Genomic DNA, 22,018 nt, shown 5'->3' on the forward strand with positions numbered 1-22,018 from the left:
CTACAGACAGGCGGCGGTGCACCCCGCAGCGGCGAGGTGCACCGGTTGCCGGCCGGTTAGGCCGCCACGCGCGACGCGATATGGGCGAGCGCTTCTTCCACCTGATCGACCAGGATCAGGCACAGGTCGCCCGATTGCAGCTTGTTCAGCGCGGTATCGATGGCGAGGAATTCGCCACGGATTTCATTGACCGACTGCGTGCGCTTGGCCTTGCTCAGGCCTTCGCGCAACAGTTTGACCACCTCGCCGTCGGCGCGGCCGCGCTGGCACTGGTCTTCGTAGAGGATCACGTCGTCGAAGGCGTCGCCGAGGATTTCGGTCTGACGGCGGATGTCGTCGTCGCGGCGGTCGCCGGCGCCGCTGATGACGACCGAGCGGCGCTTGGACGGCAGCGACTCGACCGCGCGCGTGAGCGCGGCGATGGCATCCGGGTTGTGGCCGTAGTCGGCGATCACGGTCGCGCCCTGGTGCGTGAAGACGTTGAAGCGGCCTGGCGTGGTATCGGTGCCGTTGCGGAAGCTGCGCAGGCCGTCGAGCATGACGTCCCAGTCGATGCCGAGTCCCCATGCCGCGCCGATGGCGGCCATCGCGTTCTCGATCTGGAAGCCGATCAGGCCGTTGAGCGTGATCGGAATGTCGGCCAGGCGGATCCGATGTTCGAAGCTGCCTTCGGCGGCGACGATGTGGCCCTGATCGACGAACAGCACGCGCTGGCCCTGCGCGCGATGGGTGGCCAGCACGGCTTGATTGAGGTCCTGCGCGAAGAAGGTGACGCGGCCCGGGCAGCTGGCGGCCATGCCGGCGACGATCGGATCGGCCGCGTTGAGCACCGCCATGCCGGCCGGTGCCACGTTCTGCACGATCACGCGCTTGACGATCGCGAGGTCCTCGACGGTGGTGATGAAATTCAGGCCCAGATGATCGCCGACGCCGATGTTGGTCACCACCGCGACGTTGCAGCGGTCGAAGCCGAGGCCCTCGCGCAGGATGCCGCCGCGCGCCGTCTCGAATACCGCCGCATCCACGCGCGGATGCATGAGCACGTTGCGCGCGCTGCGCGGACCGCTGCAGTCGCCGGTGTCGATACGCTGGTTCTCGATATAGACGCCATCGGTGCTGGTCATGCCGACGCGATATTTGTCGGCGGTCAGGATATGGCCGATCAGGCGCGTGGTGGTGGTCTTGCCGTTGGTGCCGGCCACCGCGACGACCGGAATGCGGCCGTCGTCGCCTTCCCTGAACATCGACGCGACGATCGCCTCGCCGACCGCACGGCCCTTGCCGAACGACGGTTTGATGTGCATGCGCAGGCCCGGCGCGGCATTGACCTCGACCACGCCGCCGCCTTGTTCCTCGAGCGTCTTGAGTACGGTTTCGCAGACGATATCGACGCCGCAGATGTCGAGTCCGATCATCTGTGCGGCCTCGACCGCGCGCGCTGCCAGTTCCGGATGCACGTCGTCGGTGACGTCGGTGGCGGTGCCGCCGGTGGAGAGATTGGCATTGTTGCGCAACAGGACCGGCACGCCGCGCGCCGGGATGCTGTCGATGGTGTAGCCCTGTTTTTCGAGGGTGGCGATACCGATGCTGTCGAGGCGGATCTTGGTCAGCGGCGTGGCGTGGCCGTCGCCGCGCAGCGGGTCCTGATTGACGATGGCGACCAGCTCGGCAATTGTGTGTTCGCCATCGCCGCGCACTTCCGGCGGCGAACGGCGTGCCGCGGCAACGAGTTGCTTGCCGACCACCAGCAGACGATAGTCCTGCCCCGGCAGGAAGCGTTCGACCACCACGTCCTCGCAGATCGCGAAGGCGGCGGCGAACGCCGTGCGCACTTCGTCCTCGGTCTTCATGTTGACGGCCACGCCCTTGCCCTGGTTGCCGTCGCGCGGCTTGATGACGACCGGCGCGCCGATCTCCTGCGCGGCGGCCCAGGCGTCGTCGGCGGTGCCGACCGAGCGGCCATCCGGCACCGGCACGCCGGCGGCCGACAGCAGCAGCTTGGTCATTTCCTTGTCCTGCGCGATGGCTTCCGAGATCGCGCTGGTGAAGCCGGTTTCGGCGGCCTGGATGCGCTGCTGCCTGCTGCCCCAGCCGAACTGCACCATGCTGCCTTCGGTCAGGCGGCGATACGGAATGCCGCGCGCGACGGCGGCGTCAACGATGGAGCCGGTTGACGGGCCGAGCCGCACGTCCTCGTCGAGTTCGCGCAGCGAGGCCAGTGCCGTTGCCAGATTGAACAGCGTGTCGTCGAGTGCTGCCTGGCACAGTTGAACCGCGAGATCGAAGGCGAGGCGGCCGACCGCTTCCTCGGTGTATTCGACGATGACCTGGTAGGTGCCGGCCTCGACCGTCTGCACCGTGCGGCTGAAGGTCACCGGGCAGCCGGCCTGCGCCTGCAGGCACAGCGCGGCCGATTCGAGCGCGTCGGCCAGCGAGAAGAGCGGGCCCTGGCGCGCGGTGTCGAGCAGTTCGATTTCCGGAAAGCGCGCGCGCAGACGTTCCTCGAAACCCGGCAGCAGGGCAATGTTCTGTTCGTCATGGCTGCAACGAACGACTGCCTCGATCGAGGTATGACGACTCCACAGGTTGGGACCGCGCAGGGCGCGCACGCGTGAGATTTCCATTCCTTGTTCCTTTTGGCTGAGCGGTTGCTCGTGGTCTCTGTTGTTCTGGTGACGGGAATCAGGCCGGCGCGCGTTCGGCCGGCTGCATGAAGGATTCGATGCCGGCGCGCATCAGGTCGGCGCCGATGCCGAGCGCCCAGCCGGCCGCGATGGCCGCCAGCAATGCGCGCAGTTCGGCATCGCTGCGCTCCGCGTCGGGCAGCGGCACGCCGGTTTCCGTGCCGGCATGGGCCAGCACCACGCTGTTGCCGTCGAGATAAACGCAGCGGCCGCCGGCCTCGCGATGCGCGGCCAGCACCGGCGCCCGCGCCGAGGTGGCGAAGAAGAGTACGCTGCCGTCGCACAGCGGCGCCAGTTCGGCCACGCGCGCGTCGTCGGCGTTGAGGACCGCGGTGCCGCTCGGCAGCACGACATCGACCTGGGTGCGGATCACGCGGCTCATCTGGTCGGCATCGTTGACGTAAAAATCGGGCAGCACGTCGTCCTCGGCGATGTCGGTCACCACGCCGACGTCGCACCAGTCGTAGGCCAGGCCTTCGGACAGGATGGTTTTCGCGCCGTTCTCGAACACGGCAGCCTCGACCATGCGGTTGAGCAGCACCTGGCGCTTGCGCTCCCAGTTGTCGCTCGGGCGGTTGCTGACCTGGCGCTGGCGGAAGAACAGGCCGTCGCGGCAGGCGAGGCCGACGTAGCTGCCCTGCAGGTGCAACAGCCACGCGATCAGGCGCGCGGTGGTCGTGGTGGCGCTGGAGCCGGTCACGCCGACCAGCGGGATGCGGCCGTTTTCCTGTTCGTCGAACAGGTGATCTACGATCGCGCGGCCGACCGGGCGCGCTTCGCCGTCGGCCGGTTTCAGGTGCATGTTGAGGCCGGGACCGGCATTGACCTCGACGATGGCGCCGCCCTGTTCGGCCAGCGGACGCGTGATGTCTTCGGCCACCAGATCGACGCCGGCGATGTCGAGTCCGACCACCTGCGCCGCCAGCGATGCCGCGGCGGCCACATCCGGATGCACGTGTTCGGTCACGTCGCACGAGACGTTGCCGTTGCGTTGCACCAGCACGCGCGCGCCGTCGGCCGGCACCGAGTCGGTGGCAACACCCTGGCGTTCGAGCTGCATCAGCACCGGGCGCGGATCGTCGGCCGGATCGGTCAGGATCAGGTTGAGCGGATGTTCCTCGCTGCTGCCGCGGCGCGGGTCGCTGTTGAGCTGGCTTTCGATCAGCTGCATGACGGTCGAGCGGCCGTCGCCGGTGATCCAGGCTTCCTCGCCGCGCGCGGCGGCGACCAGCTTGCCGCCGACGATCAGCAGGCGATGTTCGTGGCCGCGGACGAAGCGCTCGACGATGACGTCGCTGCTTTCCTGCACGGCGAGGTCGAAGGCGGCGCGCACCTCGGCTTCGGTATTGAGGTCGGTCGAGACGCCGCGGCCGTGGTTGCCGTCGAGCGGCTTGACGACGACCGGCAGGCCGATGTCCTGCGCGGCTTCCCATGCGGCTTCGGCGGAGTCCGTGATGCTGCCTTCCGGCACCGGCACGCCGCAGGCCTGCAGCAGGGTCTTGGTCAGTTCCTTGTCGCGCGAGATGGTTTCGGCGATGGCGCTGGTGCGGTCGGTCTCGGCGGTCCAGATGCGGCGCTGGCGCGCGCCGTAGCCGAGCTGCACCAGATTGCCTTCGGACAGGCGGATCGACGGAATGCGGCGTTCGGCGGCGGCTTCGACGATGGCGGCGGTGCTCGGGCCGAGCGCAACCGATTCGAGAATCTCGCGCAACTGCGCCACCGTACCTGCGACGTCGAACGGCTTGTCCTCGATGGCGGCCATCACGAGGTCGCGCGCGGCGACCAGCGCGGCACGGCTGACTTCCTCGTGGCGCGCACGCACCACGACCTTATAGACGCCGCGCTTGCCGGTTTCGCGCGCCTTGCCGAAGCCGCTCTGCATGCCGGCCAGGTTCTGCAGCTCGATCATCACGTGTTCCATGATGTGGCCGGGCCAGGTGCCCTCGCGCAGGCGCAGCAGGAAGCCGCCGCGCTCACCGACGCCGCAGTGGTGCTCGACCAGTGTCGGCAGGAAGGCCGTCAGCCGCTCGTAAAAGCCGGGAATGGTGTTGGAAGGAAAGTCTTCCAGGTCCTTGATATCGACCCAGGCTTCCAGCGCCGGGCGGTAGGTCCAGATATTGGGGCCGCGCAGGTGCAGGACATCGAGGATTTCGATGGTTTTATTGTTCATTATGTAAGGAGTAGGGTTTGGAATAACCGGATAACTCTTGTCTCAATGGGCCAATAACGCGCCGCGGCGACTTTGGTTTACAGGCGGACGGAATATTTTTGAATGTGGCGAAATCGCCGCAACGGAGGCAATTCCTTTGGCTATACTGGCCGCCATTTGCCTGTTCGCAGGCCCGCTTTCTGGTCAAGAACCGCTCGATGAGTCTTCCCGCCGCATCTCCTTCCGCATCCTCCGAACCCCTGCTCGCGCCCGGCGAAACCGTGCTGGCGCGGCTGGCGCTCGATCTGGACGGCGAGCTGCATTTCGCGCGTGGCGCGGTGGCGCTGACCGGCGAACGGCTGCTGGCGCGCAGCGGCGACGGTTCGGTCTGGCAGGAATGGCCGCTGCGCGCCGGGCTTGCGCTGCGGCATCACGACCAAGCGGGTGTGGGCACGCTGGAATTGCATGACGAACACGCCAGACTGGCCGGCTGGCGCTTCACGCTCGCGCATCATGCCGAGGCGTTGCAGTTGGTAGCGCAGTTCGACAAGCGACAGGCCTTGCTGGCCGGCGCCGAACGGCAGGCGGCGGAAGGGGACGAGGGCGACGAGGAAGAAGACGCCGAATTCGGCGGCGCCGCCGAGCAGCCGCCGTCTACCGCCTCGCTGTTCCGCCTGTGGCGCTTCGCACGGCCGTATCGCGGCCAGCTGTTGCTCGGCTTCCTGCTGACGCTGGCGTCAACCGCCGCCACGCTGGTGCCGCCCTACATGACGTTGCCGCTGATGGACAACGTGCTGATCCCGTACCAGAACGGCGCGCCGCTCGACGTCGAACTGGTCTCGCTCTACCTCGGCGGCCTGTTCGCGGCGGCGCTGGTGGCGTGGGGACTGGGCTGGGCCAAGACCTACATCCTGGCGCTGGTGTCCGAACGCATCGGCGCCGACCTGCGCACCACGACCTACGAACACCTGCTGCGGCTGTCGCTGCAGTACTTCGGCGGCAAGCGCACCGGCGACCTGATGACGCGCATCGGTTCCGAGACCGACCGCATCTGCGTGTTCCTCTCGCTGCATCTGCTGGACTTCTTCACCGACGTGTTGATGATCGCCATGACGGCGGTGATCCTGGTCTCGATCAATCCGTGGCTGGCGCTGGTCACACTGCTGCCGCTGCCCTTCATCGCATGGATGATCCACGTGGTGCGTGACAGGCTGCGCAACGGCTTCGAGAAGATCGACCGCATCTGGTCGCAGGTCACCAACGTGCTGGCCGACACCATTCCCGGCATACGCGTGGTCAAGGCCTTCGCGCAGGAAAAGCGCGAGGCGGCGCGCTTCCGCGAGGCCAACCAGCACAACCTGCTGGTCAACGACCGCGTCAACAAGGTATGGTCGCTGTTCTCGCCGACCGTCACCTTCCTGACCGAGATCGGCCTGCTCGTGGTGTGGGCCTTCGGCATCTGGCAGGTCTCGCGCGGCAGCATCACGGTCGGCGTGCTGACGGCCTTCCTCGCCTACATCAGCCGCTTCTACACGCGGCTCGATTCGATGAGCCGCATCGTCTCCGTCACGCAGAAGGCGGCGACCGGCGCCAAGCGCATCTTCGACATCCTCGACCACGTGTCGTCGGTGCCGGAAGCCGCGCAGCCGGTGCCGCTGAAGAAGATAGCCGGGCGCATCACGCTGCGCGACATCGGCTTCCGCTACGGCAACCGCGCGGTGATCCGCGGGCTCGACCTCGACATCCGTCCCGGCGAGATGATCGGACTGGTCGGCCACAGCGGCTCCGGCAAGAGCACGCTGGTCAACCTGATCTGCCGCTTCTACGACGTTTCGCAGGGCGCGATCCTGGTGGACGGCACCGATATCCGGGCGATCTCGATTCCCGACTACCGCCGCCACATCGGCCTCGTGCTGCAGGAACCCTTCCTGTTCTTCGGCACCGTTGCCGACAACATCGCCTACGGCAAGCCGGACGCCACGCGTGCCGAGATCGTGGCTGCCGCGCGCGCCGCCAACGCGCACGAATTCATCCTGCGCCTGCCGCACGGCTACGACTCCATGGTCGGCGAGCGCGGCCAGACGCTGTCCGGCGGTGAGCGCCAGCGCATCTCGATTGCGCGCGCGCTGCTGATCGACCCGCACATCCTGATCCTCGACGAGGCCACCTCGTCGGTTGACACTACCACCGAGCGCGAAATCCAGAAGGCGCTCGACAACCTGGTCAAGGGCCGCACCACCATCGCGATCGCACACCGCCTCTCGACGCTGCGCCGTGCCGATCGCATCGTGGTGATGGACAAGGGGCGCATCGTCGAAGTCGGTTCGCACGACGAACTGCTGGTGCGTGAGGGCGCGTATTACGCTCTGTACCAGGCGCAGCAGCGTCACGCTGCCGAGCTCGATCTGGCGGGCAGTGCGGAAGGAGAACAGGCATGAGCGCGAACGATTTTCTCTTGAGCCGCAACGCCTTCGGCCGCCTGGTGTTCGTGTGCGGCGACGAGGTGCACGAAGGCGTGGTGCCGGTGCGCGCGTTTCCGATCGCCGCGCCCGAGGAAGGCATCGCCATCGTCAGCGCCGAAGGCCACGAACTGCTGTGGATCGACCGTCTGGCCGAGGTGCCGGAGGCGGCGCGCGCGCTGATCGCGGCAGAACTCGCGAGCCGCGAATTCCTGCCGGAGATCGCGCGCATCACGCATGTGTCGGCCTACGCGTCGCCAAGCACCTGGCAGGTCGAAACCGATCGCGGCGCCGCCACGCTGGTGCTCAAGGGCGAAGAAGACATCCGCCGCATCGGCGAGGCCGCGCTGCTGATCGCCGACGCGCACGGTGTGCAATACTTGATCCGCGATCTGCGCCGGCTCGACAAGCCCAGTCGCAAGATGCTCGATCGCTTCCTGTAATGAAATAACTGCCATAGGCCCGCTCGCGGCGCGTTGGCACGCCGAGGAGAAAGCCGATGTCCGCCGTACCCGTTTCCGCATCCACTTCTGTCTCGTCGCGCCTGCCCGCTGTCCTGCGCGAACTGGTGCTGCCCGTCATTGGCGCACCCATGTTCATCGCCAGCGGACCGGCGCTGGTGCTCGCGCAATGCAAGGCCGGCGTCATCGGCGCCTTTCCCGCCCTGAACGCGCGGCCGGCCGAGCTGCTCGACAAATGGCTGACCGATATCCAGGCCGAACTCGCTGCGCACAAGGCTGCGCATCCGGACGCCATCGTCGGTCCGATTGCCGTCAACCAGATCGTCCATCAATCGAACGAACGGCTCGCGCATGACGTGGAAGTCTGCGTGCGGCATCGCGTGCCGATCATCATTTCCTCGTTGCGCGCGCCGCCGCGCGAGATGCTCGACGCGATTCACGGCTATGGCGGCATCGTGCTGCACGACGTGATCTCGATCCGCCATGCGCAGAAGGCGCTGGAAGCCGGCGTCGATGGCTTGATCCTGGTCGCGGCCGGCGCCGGCGGCCATGCCGGCACGCTGTCGCCGTTCGCGCTGGTCGGCGAGGTGCGCAAGTTCTACGACGGCCCGCTCGCCTTGTCGGGCGCCATTGCCAGCGGCGACGCGATCCTTGCCGCGCAGGCGATGGGCGCGGATCTCGCCTACATCGGCTCGCGCTGGCTGGCGACGCCCGAGTCCAACGTGCCCGATGCCTATCGCGCAGGACTGCTCGCCGCCGCCGCGGCCGATATCGTCTATAGCAACCTCTTCACCGGCGTGCACGGCAACTACCTGCGCCAGTCCATCGTCAACGCCGGCTTCGATCCCGACAAGCTGCCGACGGCCGACAAGTCCAAGCTCGATTTCGGCTCGGGCGGCAACGCGAGCGCCAAGGCCTGGCGCGATATCTGGGGCGCGGGGCAGGGCGTGGGCCTGATCGATCGTGTGGAGAGCGTGGCGGATATCGTGGCGCGGTTCAGGAACGAGTACGACGCGGCCAGGAAACGCCTGTTGTCCTGACCGCCGAAACAGCCCGGATCAGAAGCCGAGCCGCTCGCCCATTCCCATCAACGTCGCCACGCCGAGTACCGCAAAAATCGCTGCCGCGATCCGATGCACGAGCGTTACCGGCATGCGCCCCGCGATCCGGTCGCCGAGATAGACCGCCGGCACGTTCGCCAGCATCATGCCGAGCGTGGTGCCGGCAACCACCCAGAAGAAGGAGTGATATTTCGCCGCCAGTGCGACGGTGGCGATCTGCGTCTTGTCGCCCATTTCGGCGAGGAAGAAGGCGATGAAGGTGGTAAGGAACACGCCGTACTTTGCGAGTCGGGCGTCGTCATCGTCGAGCTTGTCCGGGATCAGGATCCAGACCGCCATCGCGAGGAAGGAAATGCCGAGCACCCAGCGCAGCACGTCCGGCCCCAAGAGGCTGGTGATCCAGGTGCCGATGGCGGCGGCAAAGGCGTGGTTGAACAGCGTGGCGGCCAGGATGGCGGCGACGATGGGCAGGGGTCTGCGGAATTTTGCGGCGAGGAGAAAGGCGAGGAGCTGGGTCTTGTCGCCGATTTCTGCGAGGGCGACGATGCCGGTCGAAACGAGGAATGCTTCCATGGGGTAAAAACTTTCCGGGCCGGGATGACGAATACCAGGGATCAAACGGCGACCCCGGCCACATCCGGTCGCAATTCGATCCATGGTCTCGCCAAGTCTTGCGACCATCTGCACCATGGCCTGCGGGCCAAATGTGTTGATGCAGATTTTCCTGCGGGCAGGAAACGGCTACTCCCCAAAGTTCGGCCGCCATCTTAGCAGAAGGAGGGACTTTGTGCGCGGCATTGTGTGTTACGTCACGCTGGCCGGCAGATCGCGGGAATCATTGCCGGGTCCGGCACTCCTACCGAAAGTAGTATGTGTGCAACTGCAAGTTGCGTGTGCGTCATGGAAACATCCTCCGCTTGCAGCGCCGAGGATTTCAGGAGGACGAGATGAATACAAAAGCAAAACAGAACAGCACCGCCGCCGACAAGGGCACCGCCATGCCGGAAGCACAGGTATCGACCGACAAGCGGCACGACGACCGTGCCGGCCTGCGCGAAACGAAGGAAAACGCCGCTTCCTCGCCGCGCCTGCCGCACGAGCGCGACGAATCCTTCGACAGCCAGGACGACAAGCCGCGCGAGGTGATCGAGCGCGCGCATGACGACATCGTCGAAGGTCAGGTCGATACCGACCGGCGCGGCATGGCTGGCGTGGAGGAAGTGCGGCGCGACGACGCCAATGCGACGCAGAAGGAAATCCCTGATTCGTCGCGCAACCCGCCGAGCACGCCGCGTCGCTAAGAGCGGCGAACGAAACCTCGATACGTCGGTGCTTCGCTCCTCGTCGCAACCGCGAACCCGCGGTTCGTCGGGTTTGTTCGCCGCGCTAAACGTGGGCGCTTACCAGCGCAAGAAACGTGGTCCGATCAATGCGCCGGCCACGACCGGCAGCAGGATGCCGAGCGGATACCAGCTGGCCCAGAACGGCACTGCCATTTCACGGCAGGACAGTGCATAGACGGTGGCGGCCAGTGCGCCCGCCAGCAGGCCGCTGGCGGCGCCTGCCAGACGCGGACGCGTCGGCGCCAGGCCCTGCATGGCCCAGATCGTCGCAGCCAGGGTCGGGACCGAGAGCAGGGCGATGTTGACCAGACAGCCGGCCCAGCTGTGGCCTAGCACCAGCTCCGCGCGCGCCGCCTGCGGCGCATCCATCAGAATCGCCAATGCCGCCAGCCATACGAGGGCGAGCGGCAGCGCCGGCAGCCAGCCGGATTTTCCCGTTTTCATGCCCGGATGCCCGAGCCGCAGCACCAGCGGCAGCGCGCTCAGTGCGAGCGCGGCCGGGAACGCGAGCTTGCCCCAGAACGCCGGCGTTGCCGCCATCGCGGCGAAGTCGTTGCGGATGCCGAGCACGGCGGCCAGCAGCATCAGCGCACCGGCGGCGCCGAACAGCAGCGCCAGGCCGAAGCGGCGCGCGGTCTGCCGCGGCGCGGGCGGTGCCGCATGCGAGGCGAGCATGGCAATCAAGTCGTCTGTCTTCATGTGGTTTCCTGAATTCTTGCGGCGAGCGCCTTGAGCCCGCGGTGAATGCCGACCTTGACCGCCGCTTCCGACAGGCCGGTCAGGGCCGCCGTTTCCTGGATCGATAATCCCTGCAGCTTCACGTGCAGGATCGGCAGGCGCTGCTTTTCCGGCAGCAGCGCGAGCAGCTTGCCGATGTCGAGCCGCGCTTCGGTCTGCTGCGCATCGCTGGCGGCAAGGATGTCGAGCGCGTCGTCCAGCGGATCGGTGAGTGCATCGTGGCGCGCGTGCGCGCGCAGGAAGTCGGTCAGCTTGTAGCGTGCGATCGCATGCACCCAGGCCGTCAATGGCTGCTCGGGGCGATAGGTGTGGCGGCTGTTGTGGATCGCCAGCAGCGTTTCCTGCACGATGTCTTCGACGTCGGCCTGTGCATGCAGCAGGCGCCGACGCACGAAGGCGCGCAGATGTCCGCTCAACTCATCGAGGAAGGCGCGGTAGGCCTCGCCATCGCCCTGCAGGGCGGCCAGCAGCGCGGCGCGCAGCCGGCTTTCGGTCGCCTGCAGTTGTGGCGTGCTGGTCATGGGCCGATGCCGTATCGCTAGTCCGTCAGGCGGATGTCCGGCGAGGCGGAGGAGCGCGTGCCCGGCAGCGGCTGGTTGCTGCAGCCGTGATAGACGAAGGCGACCGAGGTCTTGACGACCGGCGAGGTATTCACGCCGGCCGCGTGGAACAGGTGGCTGTGGAAGAACACCACGTCGCCGCGCTCCAGTTCCATGGCCTGTCCCTGCGCGAACAGCGCCTGGTTGGCCGGATGATCGGGGCGCAGGAACAGCAGGTCGTCGAGCTGTTCGCGCGGTACCTGCAAACGGTGCGAACCCGGAATGAAGCGCAGGCCGCCGTTGGACGCGGTCTCGCTGCCGAGCGCGAGCCAGACGCAGATCAGGTCGGGTTGTGTGAATGACCAGTAGCGGATGTCGCGATGCCAGCCGGTCGCCGTGCCGTAGCGCGGATGCTTGGTCATCACGCAGTTGTGATGCGCGAGCGTCAGGCACACGGGTTCGCCGATCAGTTGCTGCACCTTGTCGACGATGCGCGGGTCTTCGGCCCAGGCGCGGAATACCGGATCGCGTTCGTAGGCGCCGCGCAGGCGGCGCACGGTACGGCCGCCTTCGGCCTCCAGCGAGGAGGGCGCGCCGGCGTAGCCGAGTTCGGCTTCGTACTCGAGCGGCTGCGCGGCTTCCTGCAGCTGTTGCGCGGCCACTTGCAGCATGCGTTCGCAGGCGGCCGGTTCCAGCATGTTGCGGAAGACCAGGAAGCCGTCGCGCTCGAACTGCGCGATCTGCGCGGGCAGGAGAGCGGATGCGGTGGCGGAGAGGGTGCTCATGGTTCGTGACGACGCGGTCGGCAAAGCAACAGTGTACGCCGTTCGTTCGCGTCTGTCCGTTGCCGGCCGGCCATTATTATCCGTTGTCGCGCGTCGTCGGCGGGGCCGATGGCGAGGTCGGCTGTGAGGGCGGTTGTGATACCGCGATGCGGTTGCGGCCTTTTTCCTTGGCCTGATAGAGCGCGCGGTCGGCGCGCGAGAAGAAGTCGGACGGCGATTCGCGCTGCGCGTATTCGGCGATGCCGAGGCTGGTCGTCAGCAGCAGGTCGCTGCCCTGCAATGCGAAATCGTGCGTGGCGATCCGCGTGCGCAGTTTCTCGGCGATCACGATCGCCTGCTGCAATGGACAATCCTTGAGCAGCACCAGGAATTCCTCGCCGCCCCAGCGCGCCACGATATCGTTCTCGCGCACTGCGCCGCGCGCGATGCCGGCGACATCGCGCAGGACGCGGTCGCCGGCCAGATGGCCGTGCGCGTCGTTGACGTTCTTGAAGTAGTCGAGGTCGAACAGGATCGCGCACAGCGGCGTGCCGCGCCGTTCGCTGTCGAGCATGGCCTGATGGAACACCATCTCGAAGGCCTGCCGGTTCAGCAGGCCGGTCAGCGTGTCGGTGCCGGCCACGGCTTCCATCTGCCGGTGCGAACGCCGTACCACGAGCTGCACCATGCCGAGGATCAGCAGCGTGACGATGGCGCTGATGGCGATGTTGAGATACAGCACGCGCTGCACCGGCAGTACGTCGTCGCTGATGTTCTGCTCGACCAGCAGGTACCAGTTCAGTTCCGGAACGAAGCGCGAACTCATGAGAACGGTGGCGTCGCCGCGCTGGAACTCGTGGTGGATCGGCGTCGAGCTGTCGTTGAGCACCTTGTCGGCAACGTCGGCGATGCCGGGCAGTCTGCCGATCGGATCGTGCACGTCCTTCAGCGCCTTGCCGGCGAGCTTGATGTTGCCTTCGCGATCGACGAAATAGACGGTGCGATGGAAGCGCGTCTGGTAGTTCTCGAGCAGATGGGCGACTGCGTCGAGCGTGAGACCGACGCTGGCCACGCCGATGAAGTTGCCGTCGTAGTCGAACATGCGATGGTTGATGAAGATCGTCATCGCATCGCGGTTGGCCATGTCGATATCGACGTTGATCTCGTAATCGGCCTGCATGTCGCGCACGCGGTAATACCAGACGTCGCGCGGTTCCGTTGCGCTGATGGTCTTCAGCAGTCCGCCGGCATAGTAATAGTTCAGCGTGTGTGCCGAGATCAGCGAGGTGCTGACGGTGCCGTACTTTTCCTTGATCTGCTTCAGGTAGCGCGCGATGCGGTCGGTATCGTGCTCGCCGGTCAGAATCCAGTCGCGCACGAAGGTGTCGTTGGACATCAGCGAGGTGATGAAGACCGGGCGCAGGATGTCCTTCTGGATTTCGGAATAGATGTTGTCGCTGGTCAGCGGCAGCGTCTGCTCGGCCACGTTCTGCCGGATCGCATCGCGCGAGACCACGTAGCTGGCGATGCTGGTGGCAAGAAAGCCGGCGACCAGCAACAGGCTGATCCACGTGAGCAGACGATAACGTTCCGGAAGAAGACGCATGGAAAATCGGAAAACGGGCGCGCGCCCAAAGCGGCATTATAGGGAGCGCGGCCCGGCCGCAGGTAAAAATCTGCCTGCTTGCGTGGCGCGGATGCTCATTCCGTCAGGCCGTCCGGCACGTAATCGTGGCCGGCCGCGTTCCATGCCTTCACGTGCCATTTCCAGTGGATGCGGCCCGTCAGGTTGCCGTCGTCGTCGAGCCCTTCGACCGGGCCGTGGAACACCGCGAACATCACGCCGCCGTGCGGACTGACCGGCTGGTGCACGGCGCCTTCGTCCTCGTACAGGTAGCTGCCGGCGTCGAAGCGCGTGTCCGGATCGTCCTTGTAATAGAAGCCGCCCTCGAGCATGTAGCCCTCGACCGCGCCGACATGGCGGTGGATCGGCGCTTCGGCGCCGGCCGCAAACCGGATCAGCAGCGTGAAATGGCCGGTCGCCGCGTTCGCGTGCAGCAGCTTGAAATGCGCGCCCGGCATCGCCCATGGCACCCAGTCCATGGTATCGGGGCGGCAGGTGAACAGGGTTTCGGGGGTGGGCAGGACGGACATGACGGATGCGATCGGAGGTAACGCGGAGCGTGCGGCGCGGTGATGCGCGGGATTCCCGCGAAGGGTTTCGTATAATCGGCATTCTATAACGCCCCTCCCGCCGCCGCGCCATCCGGGCGTGCCGCCGCGGGACGGATGCAGAACAGAAAGGCGCACGAATGCACACCACCACACTTCCTTCCGGCGAAACCGTTCCCGTGCTCGGCCAGGGCACCTGGTACATGGGCGACCACGCCAACCGCCGCGCGTCCGAGATCGCGACCCTGCGCGAAGGGCTGGACCTCGGCCTGACTTTGATCGATACCGCCGAGATGTACGGTGACGGCGCATCCGAGGAACTGGTCGGCGAAGCGATCGCCGGCCGCCGCGACGAAGTCTTCCTGGTCAGCAAGGTCCTGCCGAGCAACGCCTCGCGCAACGGTACCATCGCCGCCTGCGAACGCAGCCTGCGCCGCCTCGGCACCGACCGCATCGATCTTTACCTGCTGCACTGGCGCGGCCGCACGCCGTTCGCCGAAACCATCGAAGCCTTCGAGCGGTTGCAGGACGCCGGCAAGATCCGCCACTGGGGCGTCAGCAACATGGACGTGCGCGACATGCAGGAAATCGACCGCGCCGCCGGCGGCCACGCGGTCGTCACCAACCAGGTGCTCTACAACCTGACGCGGCGCGGCATCGAATGGGACCTGTTGCCGCAGGCGCAGAAGCGCGGCCTGCCGTTGATGGCGTATTCGCCGATCGAGCAGGGCCGTCTGGCCCACTATCCCGAAGTGCAGGACATCGCCGAGCGTCATGGCGTGACGCCGGCGCAGGTGGCGCTGGCCTGGGTATTGCGCCAGCAGGGCGTGATCGCGATTCCGAAGGCCTCGAAGGTCGAGCACGTGCGGCTGAACCGCGCGGCGCTCGATCTGAAGCTGACGGCGGAGGATCTGGCGGAACTGGATGAGGCGTTTCCACCGCCGGAGGGGCCGGAGCCGCTTGAGATGATTTGAGGAGCGGTTGCCTCGGCGCTTGCCGGGTTTGGTCCTGGCGGGCGCTGGCGCTGATTGAGGCTTACTCTGGATTCCCGCCTGCGGCGCGCATCGGCACTTGCAAGTGCCGATCGTTACGCAGGCAGCCAGCGCATGCTGGCTGAATCCCCTGCCTCACCCTGCGCAGGCGGGAATCCAGTACTACGGTTGATTCACATGCCGTCGCTCGATCAGCGAACACGACACGAACCGGCATGCACCGGGCTTCCATCATTCTCCGTCCGCGTCTTCCATCACCCGCAACTCCCCGCGCAGCAAATCCATCGCCTGCGCACAGAACGCCGCCGCCAGATCGGCCTTCATCCGCACCGTCAGCGTCACCGACTCGCCGTAGGCCGCATCCAGCACGGCGGCGCCCTGTTGCTCGCAATAGCGGCGGAACGCCGACTCGTCTGCAAATCCGAGCACGAAGCGCCGCTCGCACATGACTTCCACCGGCACCAGCACCGCCTCCTTGCAGGCTTCCGACACCGCCTGCCCGTAGGCGCGCGTCAGGCCGCCGGCGCCGAGCTTGATGCCGCCCCAGTAGCGCACCACCACCGCCAGCACGTTGAATAGCTGCTTGTGCACGAGCACGTTGTACATCGGCCGCGCCGCCGTGCCCGACGGTTCGCCGTCGTCGTCGAGGCCCGAATCGCCGTCGCACATCAATACCCAGCACACGTGCACGGCCGTCGGGTGCTCGGCGCGCAGCCGCGCCAGATGCGCCATCGCCTCGGCGCGCGAGGCGACCGGATAGAGCAGGGCGATGAAGCGGCTTTTCTTGATCTCGATTTCGGCGGAAGCGGGAGCGGCGAGCTGGTACATGGGAACGGAAACGGCAGGGAAGGCCGTCATGATAAGTCATGGTTGGATAGCTCCGGCAAAAAGGAGGCGTCAGCGCACTGTGCCGGGTGTTTATACGGGAACGAAAGCGGGGAGGGGGATGATGGAACTCGCAACAATTCGCAACAAAATATCCAATTGCTGGCGGTATTAACGTTAAATAACGTTAATTACCATATTCATGGGAATTGAGATTAGACGTGAACGTATAGAATTTCCTGTTGGAAATTTTTGCATCGCATCCTTCCGGTCTCTTTCACTCCTCACTTCCCTTTGTCATGAAAAACCTGAAAATCGGCCAACGACTGGCCCTGAGCTTCGGTGCGGTCGTCGTCGTCCTGATCGTGCTGGCCGCCCTTGCGTATTCGCGCTTCACGCTGATCGACCAGGATGTCTCGATGATCAACGACAACCGCTATCCGAAAGTCGTGATGGCGAATGAAGCCAAGGATGCGATCAACGTGGTCGCGCGTGCCATGCGCAATACGCTGCTGATGACGGAGCCGGCGGAAATCCGGGCCCAAATCGCCTCGATCAACGCACAGGCCGCCGCCAGCGCCAAGCTGCTCGACACGCTCGATGCCGAGATCAGGCTGCCGCAGGGCCGCGTCCACATGGACGCGCTGCTCGCGGCGCGCGGCAAGTTCCTGCCGGCCAAGGACCGTTTCGTCACGCTGGTCGAGCAGGGCCAGCGCAACGAGGCGCTCGCCCTGTTGTACAGCGACCTGCGTCCGCTGCAACTGGATTACATGGCACACCTGGACCAGCTCGTCGCCTTCCAGGCCGACTTGATGAAGCAGGCCGGCGACGATGCGCACACTTCCGTCGCCACCGCGATCCGGATGCTGGAAGCGCTGTCGGTCGCGGCCATCCTGCTGAGCGCGCTGTTCGCCTACCTCGCCACGCGCAGCATCACGCGGCCGCTGTCGGAAGCGGTCGGCCTGGCGCAGAAGGTCGCCGGCGGCGACCTGACCGGCAACATCGAAGTGCGTTCGCGCGACGAGACCGGCCAGTTGCTGCAGGCACTCAAGGACATGAACACCAGCCTCGTCGGCATCGTGTCGCAGGTGCGCACCGGCACCGACACCATCGCCACCGCCTCGACCCAGATCGCCACCGGCAACCTCGACCTGTCCTCGCGCACCGAGGAGCAGGCCAGTTCGCTTGAAGAAACCGCGTCGTCGATGGAAGAACTGACCTCGACGGTGCGCCAGAATGCCGACAACGCGCGCCAGTCCAACCAGCTCGCAATGACCGCGTCCGACGTCGCGGTGCAGGGCGGCGAGGTGGTTGCGCAGGTGGTCGATACGATGGGTTCGATCAAGGAATCTGCGAGCAAGATCGTCGACATCATCGGCGTCATCGACGGCATCGCCTTCCAGACCAATATCCTGGCGCTCAATGCCGCGGTGGAAGCCGCGCGCGCCGGCGAGCAGGGGCGCGGCTTTGCAGTGGTGGCGGCCGAGGTGCGCACGCTGGCACAGCGTTCGGCCAGCGCCGCCAAGGAGATCAAGACCCTGATCGGCGATTCGGTGGAAAAGGTCAACGTCGGCTCGGCACTGGTCAATCAGGCCGGCACTACCATGACGGAGGTGGTGAGCAGCGTGCGCCGCGTGACCGACATCATGGCCGAGATCACGGCCGCCAGCCAGGAACAGACCGAAGGTATCGAACAGGTCAACCAGGCCGTCATGCAGATGGACCAGGTTACGCAGCAGAACGCGGCGCTGGTAGAGGAGGCGGCTGCAGCGGCAGCGTCGCTGCAGGAACAGGCCGCCAACCTGTCGCAGGTGGTCAGCGTGTTCAGGCTGGACGGCCGCGCGTCGGCGCAGCAGCCGGCAACGGTGCACAGGCAGGTGGCGATGAAGATGCAGGCGCCGGAAAAACCGGCGACTCCGCCGTCCACGGCCGCGCCACGGCTTGCGCGCAAGGAGCCGGTGACCGCTGCAGGCGGCGGCGATTGGGAAGAATTCTGATCGTTGCCGGCGGGTGAAAACGAAAGGCCATGCATCGCATGGCCTTTTTTCATGGCGGTGACGAACTTGCCGGCATTACCAGCGCAGGATGCGTGGTCCGACCAATGCGCCGAGAACGGCCGGAACCGTCACGCCGAGTACGTACCAGATACCCAGGAAGGGAGCCGAGATTTCCGGGCAATGCATCGAATAGATGACACTGGCCGCTCCGCCCGCGGCAAAGCCGGCGCCGGCGCCGGCCAGACGCAGGCGCGTCGGTGCCAGATGGCGCATGATCTGCAGCACGGCGGCGAAGATCGGTAGCGACAGCAGCGCGATCAGCAGGGTGCAGTAATACCAGCTATCGCCCCAGAGCAGATGATGGCGCTCAGCCGGCGCGGCCTGCATCAGCCTGATGGTGGCCGCGATCCAGATCGACAGCAACGGCGCGGCGATCAGCAGCGGCAGCATCGACGTGCGCGCGCCCGGCATCGACAGGCGCGTCGCCGCGATACCGCCGGCACCTGTCAGTGCAACGACGAAAGCCATCTTGAACCAGAACGCCGGCTGCATTGCCAGTTCATTCAGGTCGGGGCGCACGCCGAGCAGCATCAGCATCAACAGCACGCTGGTCAGGAGTCCGGTCGACGCAAGCAGTGCCATGCGGCGTACCGGCAATGCCGGCGCCCGGACATCTGGCCCGCTGGCCAGCATGTTGATCAGGTCGTCTGTTTTCACGATTCTCCGCTTTGCAATCTTGTCGCGAGTGTCTTCAGGCCGCGATGTACGGCAACCTTGACCGAGGCTTCCGAAATCCGCATTGCCGCGGCCGCTTCGCGTACCGACAGGCCGCCAATTTTCGTGTGCAGGATGGCGGCGCGTTGTTGCTCGGGCAGCATGGCCAGTACCTGTTCCAGATCGCGCCTTGCTTCGCTGCCGTCCGTATCGGCGGTGGAGAAAAGCTCGCTGACATCCTCGAGCGAATCGTTCAATCCTTCATGACGCGCATGGCGGCGCAGCCAGTCGATCAGCTTGTATCGCGCGATCGCATACATCCACGCCGTCAGCGGTGCATCGCGATGGTAGGTCATGCGCTGATTGTGCAATGCCAGCAGCGATTCCTGCACCAGGTCCTCGACTTCGTCCGGCCAGCGGCTCAGGCGACGGCGCAGGAAGGCGCGCAGATGGGTTGCGCTTGCCTGAAGAAAATCGCGATAGGCAATCTCGTCGCCGTCCATGCCGCGGAGAAGAAGCGCACGCAGTCGCTGTTCGGTCTGCGCGACGATAGTTTTCTCCTCTCCTTCTTGTATACGACGCATCGGCGCTTTTGGTTACACGTGAACGAAATAAAACATTGGCCAGGTCTTTTTTCTGCGGGAATGTAACCCGTTGCGGTTGTCCTACGAATTACCCTGCGTGTCATTCGACGGTAATCGAATGACACGCGGTGCGCATCGCGACTGGGGTGCCATCGTATGCCGGGACGGCCCGAGAAGTCAAAAGGCGCTGGCGTTGGGACATGTCCGACGCTCTTCGTCATCGAGGCCGATCCGGCAATTCAGGAGATCAGGCTGCTGCCGACACGGGGACAGCATCATTGCTTTGACTTTAACTTCAAGAGGAAACGATCATGAAAAAATTTGCCGCCGCCATTCTGTCTGCAGCGCTGTCGATGTCGACTGCCGCATTCGCGCAGGATGTCATGAAGAAGGATGACATGATGCACGACAGCATGGCCAAGGACAGCATGTCCAAGGATGGCATGTCGAAAGGCAAGATGAAAAAAGATGGCATGAAGACGGATACGATGAAAAAGGACGCCATGAAGAAGGATCACATGTCGAAGGACGGGATGAAGATGGATGGCACGTCGCATGACGGTATGAGCAAGGATGGCATGAACAAGTAATGCCATCGTCATGCACGGACTGCATCGTGCATGGGATATGAAAAAAGGGAGAACGATCGGATGATCGGCTCTCCCTTTTTGTCGGGCTGGCGGACGTATCAGCGCGTGACCGGCTTGTAGCGTACGCGCTTCGGTTTCGCGCCTTCCTCGCCGAGCCGTTTCTTCTTGTCGGCTTCGTATTCCTGGTAGTTGCCGTCGAAGAAGGTGACCTGCGAGTCGCCCTCGAAGGCGAGGATGTGGGTCGCGATGCGGTCGAGGAACCAGCGGTCGTGCGAGATCACCATCACGCTGCCGGCGAACTCGAGCAGCGCGTCTTCGAGCGCGCGCAGGGTTTCCACGTCGAGGTCGTTCGACGGTTCGTCGAGCAGCAGCACGTTGCCGCCCTGCAGCAGCGTCTTGGCCAGGTGCAGGCGGCCGCGTTCGCCGCCGGACAGGTTGCCGACGATCTTCTGCTGGTCGCTGCCTTTGAAGTTGAAGCGGCCCAGATACGCGCGCGACGGCATCTCGAAGCGGCCGACGGTCAGGATGTCGGCGCCGTTGGACACGTCCTCGAACACGGTCTTGGTGTTGGCGAGGTCGTCGCGCGACTGGTCAACCAGCGAGATTTTCGCGGTCTGGCCGATCACGACCTCGCCGCTGTCCGGTTTGTCGAGGCCGGCGATCATCTTGAACAGCGTCGATTTGCCGGCGCCGTTGGGGCCGATGATGCCGACGATGGCGCCCGGCGGAATGGTAAACGACACGTTGTCCATCAGCAGGCGGTCGCCGAAGGCTTTCGAGACGTTCCTGAATTCGATGACTTCGTTGCCCAGGCGCTCGGCGACCGGGATGAAGATTTCCTGCGTCTCGTTGCGCTTCTGGTATTCGTATTCGGAGAGTTCGTTGAAGCGGGCCAGACGCGCCTTGGACTTGGCCTGGCGTGCCTTCGGATTCTGGCGCGCCCATTCGAGTTCCTTGGCGAGCGCCTTCTGGCGTGCCGATTCGGTGGCTTCTTCCTGCTTCAGGCGTGCCTGTTTCTGATCGAGCCACGACGAGTAATTGCCTTTCCATGGAATGCCGCTGCCGCGATCGAGTTCGAGAATCCATTCGGCCGCATTGTCGAGGAAGTAGCGATCGTGGGTGATGCCGACCACGGTGCCCGGGAAGCGCAGCAGGAACTGCTCGAGCCATTCGACCGATTCCGCATCCAGGTGGTTGGTCGGTTCGTCGAGCAGCAGCATGTCCGGCTTGGACAGCAGCAGCTTGCACAGCGCCACGCGGCGCTTCTCGCCGCCGGACAGCACGCCGATCTTGGCGTCCCACGGCGGCAGGCGCAGCGCATCGGCGGCCATTTCGAGTTGCAGGTTCAGGTTGCCGCCGTCGGATGACGAGATGATGGCTTCGAGCCGCGCCTGTTCGGCGGCGAGTGCGTCGAAGTCTGCATCTTCCTCGGCATAGGCGGCATACACGGCATCCAGCTTGGCTTGCGCTTCGAAGGCTTCGCCGAGGCCGGATTCGACTTCCTGGCGCACGGTCTTTTCCGGGTCGAGCTGCGGTTCCTGCGGCAGATAGCCGATGTTCAGGTTGGGTGCGGGGCGTGCTTCGCCGATGATGTCGGTATCGATGCCGGCCATGATCTTGAGCAGCGTCGATTTGCCCGAGCCGTTCAGGCCCAGCACGCCGATCTTGGCACCGGGGAAGAAGGACAGCGAGATGTCCTTGAGGATCTGACGCTTGGGCGGGACGATCTTGCCCACGCGGTTCATGGTGTAGACGTAATTTGCCATTGAATTCCGTTAATTCCGTAAAGAGGGGGATGCCGAAGGGCCACAGGATACCCGATCGTGCAGGGCAAGGCGAACCGCTGCCGCGGCGCCGGTTTTTCCGGCTTTGTAAAGTGTGGAAAGCGGCAGCGCGACGTCGGCGCAACAGGGCGTGCTGCGCGGATCGTGATTTTCTTGCATTAT

The 22,018-nt window shown here is 65.2% G+C and carries 19 protein-coding genes and 1 riboswitch; of the genes, 7 read left to right on the forward strand and 12 right to left on the reverse strand.

Annotation, left to right across the window (positions count from 1 at the left end; genetic code table 11):
* Positions 1-56: 56 nt before the first annotated feature.
* Both cphA and IEV38_RS10880 read right to left on the reverse strand, forming a co-directional pair.
* Positions 57-2,624, reverse strand: coding sequence for a cyanophycin synthetase (gene cphA, locus IEV38_RS10875; RefSeq protein WP_188396244.1), 2,568 nt, complete (start codon positions 2,622-2,624; stop codon positions 57-59).
* Between the two features lie 58 nt (positions 2,625-2,682).
* A complete protein-coding gene (locus IEV38_RS10880; RefSeq protein ID WP_188396245.1) occupies positions 2,683-4,854 on the reverse strand; it encodes a cyanophycin synthetase in 2,172 nt (723 codons plus the stop codon).
* A gap of 197 nt (positions 4,855-5,051) precedes the next feature.
* Here IEV38_RS10880 and IEV38_RS10885 point away from each other — a divergent pair, with 197 nt between their 5' ends.
* From IEV38_RS10885 to IEV38_RS10895, 3 genes are read left to right on the forward strand one after another with little or no spacing between them, the layout of a single operon-like run.
* Entirely contained in the window at positions 5,052-7,271 is a 2,220-nt protein-coding gene (locus IEV38_RS10885; protein WP_188396246.1) for a cyanophycin metabolism-associated ABC transporter, read from the forward strand.
* Positions 7,268-7,735 (forward strand): cyanophycin metabolism-associated DUF1854 family protein, encoded by a 468-nt coding sequence (locus tag IEV38_RS10890; RefSeq protein WP_188396247.1) that lies wholly within the window; start codon positions 7,268-7,270, stop codon positions 7,733-7,735. The genes IEV38_RS10885 and IEV38_RS10890 overlap by 4 nt, the downstream gene beginning before the upstream one ends.
* A gap of 56 nt (positions 7,736-7,791) precedes the next feature.
* Entirely contained in the window at positions 7,792-8,793 is a 1,002-nt protein-coding gene (locus tag IEV38_RS10895; RefSeq protein ID WP_188396248.1) for an NAD(P)H-dependent flavin oxidoreductase, read from the forward strand.
* 18 nt (positions 8,794-8,811) lie between these two features.
* On the opposite strand, the gene IEV38_RS10900 is transcribed toward IEV38_RS10895, so the two are convergent.
* Complete coding sequence (locus tag IEV38_RS10900) at positions 8,812-9,387, reverse strand: TMEM165/GDT1 family protein (protein ID WP_188396249.1); 576 nt, start codon at positions 9,385-9,387, stop codon at positions 8,812-8,814.
* Between the two features lie 16 nt (positions 9,388-9,403).
* A riboswitch (yybP-ykoY riboswitch) is annotated at positions 9,404-9,576 on the reverse strand.
* Between the two features lie 185 nt (positions 9,577-9,761).
* Between IEV38_RS10900 and IEV38_RS10905 the strand changes: the two genes are divergently transcribed.
* Positions 9,762-10,115: a hypothetical protein gene (locus IEV38_RS10905; RefSeq protein WP_229728987.1), complete on the forward strand. Its 354-nt coding sequence runs from the start codon at positions 9,762-9,764 to the stop codon at positions 10,113-10,115.
* Positions 10,116-10,214: 99 nt separating this feature from the next.
* On the opposite strand, the gene IEV38_RS10910 is transcribed toward IEV38_RS10905, so the two are convergent.
* The 5 genes from IEV38_RS10910 to IEV38_RS10930 form a co-directional block, all read right to left on the reverse strand.
* Entirely contained in the window at positions 10,215-10,856 is a 642-nt protein-coding gene (locus IEV38_RS10910; protein WP_188396250.1) for an NrsF family protein, read from the reverse strand.
* The gene (locus IEV38_RS10915) at positions 10,853-11,416 is read right to left on the reverse strand and encodes a sigma-70 family RNA polymerase sigma factor (RefSeq protein WP_188396251.1); all 564 of its coding nucleotides are present in this window, start codon (positions 11,414-11,416) and stop codon (positions 10,853-10,855) included. The genes IEV38_RS10910 and IEV38_RS10915 overlap by 4 nt, the downstream gene beginning before the upstream one ends.
* A 17-nt stretch (positions 11,417-11,433) precedes the next feature.
* Positions 11,434-12,219, reverse strand: a complete 786-nt coding sequence (locus IEV38_RS10920; RefSeq protein WP_188396252.1) for a phytanoyl-CoA dioxygenase family protein — start codon at positions 12,217-12,219, stop codon at positions 11,434-11,436.
* A gap of 76 nt (positions 12,220-12,295) precedes the next feature.
* The gene (locus IEV38_RS10925; protein ID WP_188396253.1) at positions 12,296-13,804 is read right to left on the reverse strand and encodes a sensor domain-containing diguanylate cyclase; all 1,509 of its coding nucleotides are present in this window, start codon (positions 13,802-13,804) and stop codon (positions 12,296-12,298) included.
* A 95-nt stretch (positions 13,805-13,899) separates the two neighbouring features.
* The gene (locus IEV38_RS10930; RefSeq protein ID WP_188396254.1) at positions 13,900-14,352 is read right to left on the reverse strand and encodes a 2,4'-dihydroxyacetophenone dioxygenase family protein; all 453 of its coding nucleotides are present in this window, start codon (positions 14,350-14,352) and stop codon (positions 13,900-13,902) included.
* A gap of 158 nt (positions 14,353-14,510) precedes the next feature.
* Here IEV38_RS10930 and IEV38_RS10935 point away from each other — a divergent pair, with 158 nt between their 5' ends.
* The gene (locus IEV38_RS10935) at positions 14,511-15,344 is read left to right on the forward strand and encodes an aldo/keto reductase (protein WP_188396255.1); all 834 of its coding nucleotides are present in this window, start codon (positions 14,511-14,513) and stop codon (positions 15,342-15,344) included.
* 249 nt (positions 15,345-15,593) lie between these two features.
* On the opposite strand, the gene IEV38_RS10940 is transcribed toward IEV38_RS10935, so the two are convergent.
* Positions 15,594-16,220, reverse strand: coding sequence for an IMPACT family protein (locus IEV38_RS10940; protein ID WP_229728988.1), 627 nt, complete (start codon positions 16,218-16,220; stop codon positions 15,594-15,596).
* 266 nt (positions 16,221-16,486) lie between these two features.
* Between IEV38_RS10940 and IEV38_RS10945 the strand changes: the two genes are divergently transcribed.
* On the forward strand, positions 16,487-18,184 hold the full coding sequence (locus IEV38_RS10945; RefSeq protein ID WP_188396256.1) for a methyl-accepting chemotaxis protein: 1,698 nt from the start codon (positions 16,487-16,489) through the stop codon (positions 18,182-18,184).
* A gap of 75 nt (positions 18,185-18,259) precedes the next feature.
* On the opposite strand, the gene IEV38_RS10950 is transcribed toward IEV38_RS10945, so the two are convergent.
* Both IEV38_RS10950 and IEV38_RS10955 read right to left on the reverse strand, forming a co-directional pair.
* The gene (locus tag IEV38_RS10950) at positions 18,260-18,826 is read right to left on the reverse strand and encodes a DUF1109 domain-containing protein (RefSeq protein ID WP_371869867.1); all 567 of its coding nucleotides are present in this window, start codon (positions 18,824-18,826) and stop codon (positions 18,260-18,262) included.
* Between the two features lie 71 nt (positions 18,827-18,897).
* Positions 18,898-19,482 (reverse strand): sigma-70 family RNA polymerase sigma factor, encoded by a 585-nt coding sequence (locus tag IEV38_RS10955; protein ID WP_188396258.1) that lies wholly within the window; start codon positions 19,480-19,482, stop codon positions 18,898-18,900.
* Between the two features lie 311 nt (positions 19,483-19,793).
* Here IEV38_RS10955 and IEV38_RS10960 point away from each other — a divergent pair, with 311 nt between their 5' ends.
* Positions 19,794-20,072 (forward strand): pentapeptide MXKDX repeat protein, encoded by a 279-nt coding sequence (locus IEV38_RS10960; protein ID WP_188396259.1) that lies wholly within the window; start codon positions 19,794-19,796, stop codon positions 20,070-20,072.
* A gap of 98 nt (positions 20,073-20,170) precedes the next feature.
* On the opposite strand, the gene ettA is transcribed toward IEV38_RS10960, so the two are convergent.
* Positions 20,171-21,838, reverse strand: coding sequence for an energy-dependent translational throttle protein EttA (gene ettA, locus IEV38_RS10965; RefSeq protein WP_188396260.1), 1,668 nt, complete (start codon positions 21,836-21,838; stop codon positions 20,171-20,173).
* Positions 21,839-22,018 lie beyond the last annotated feature (180 nt).

Source organism: Oxalicibacterium flavum (assembly GCF_014635065.1).
GTDB lineage: Bacteria > Pseudomonadota > Gammaproteobacteria > Burkholderiales > Burkholderiaceae_D > Oxalicibacterium > Oxalicibacterium flavum.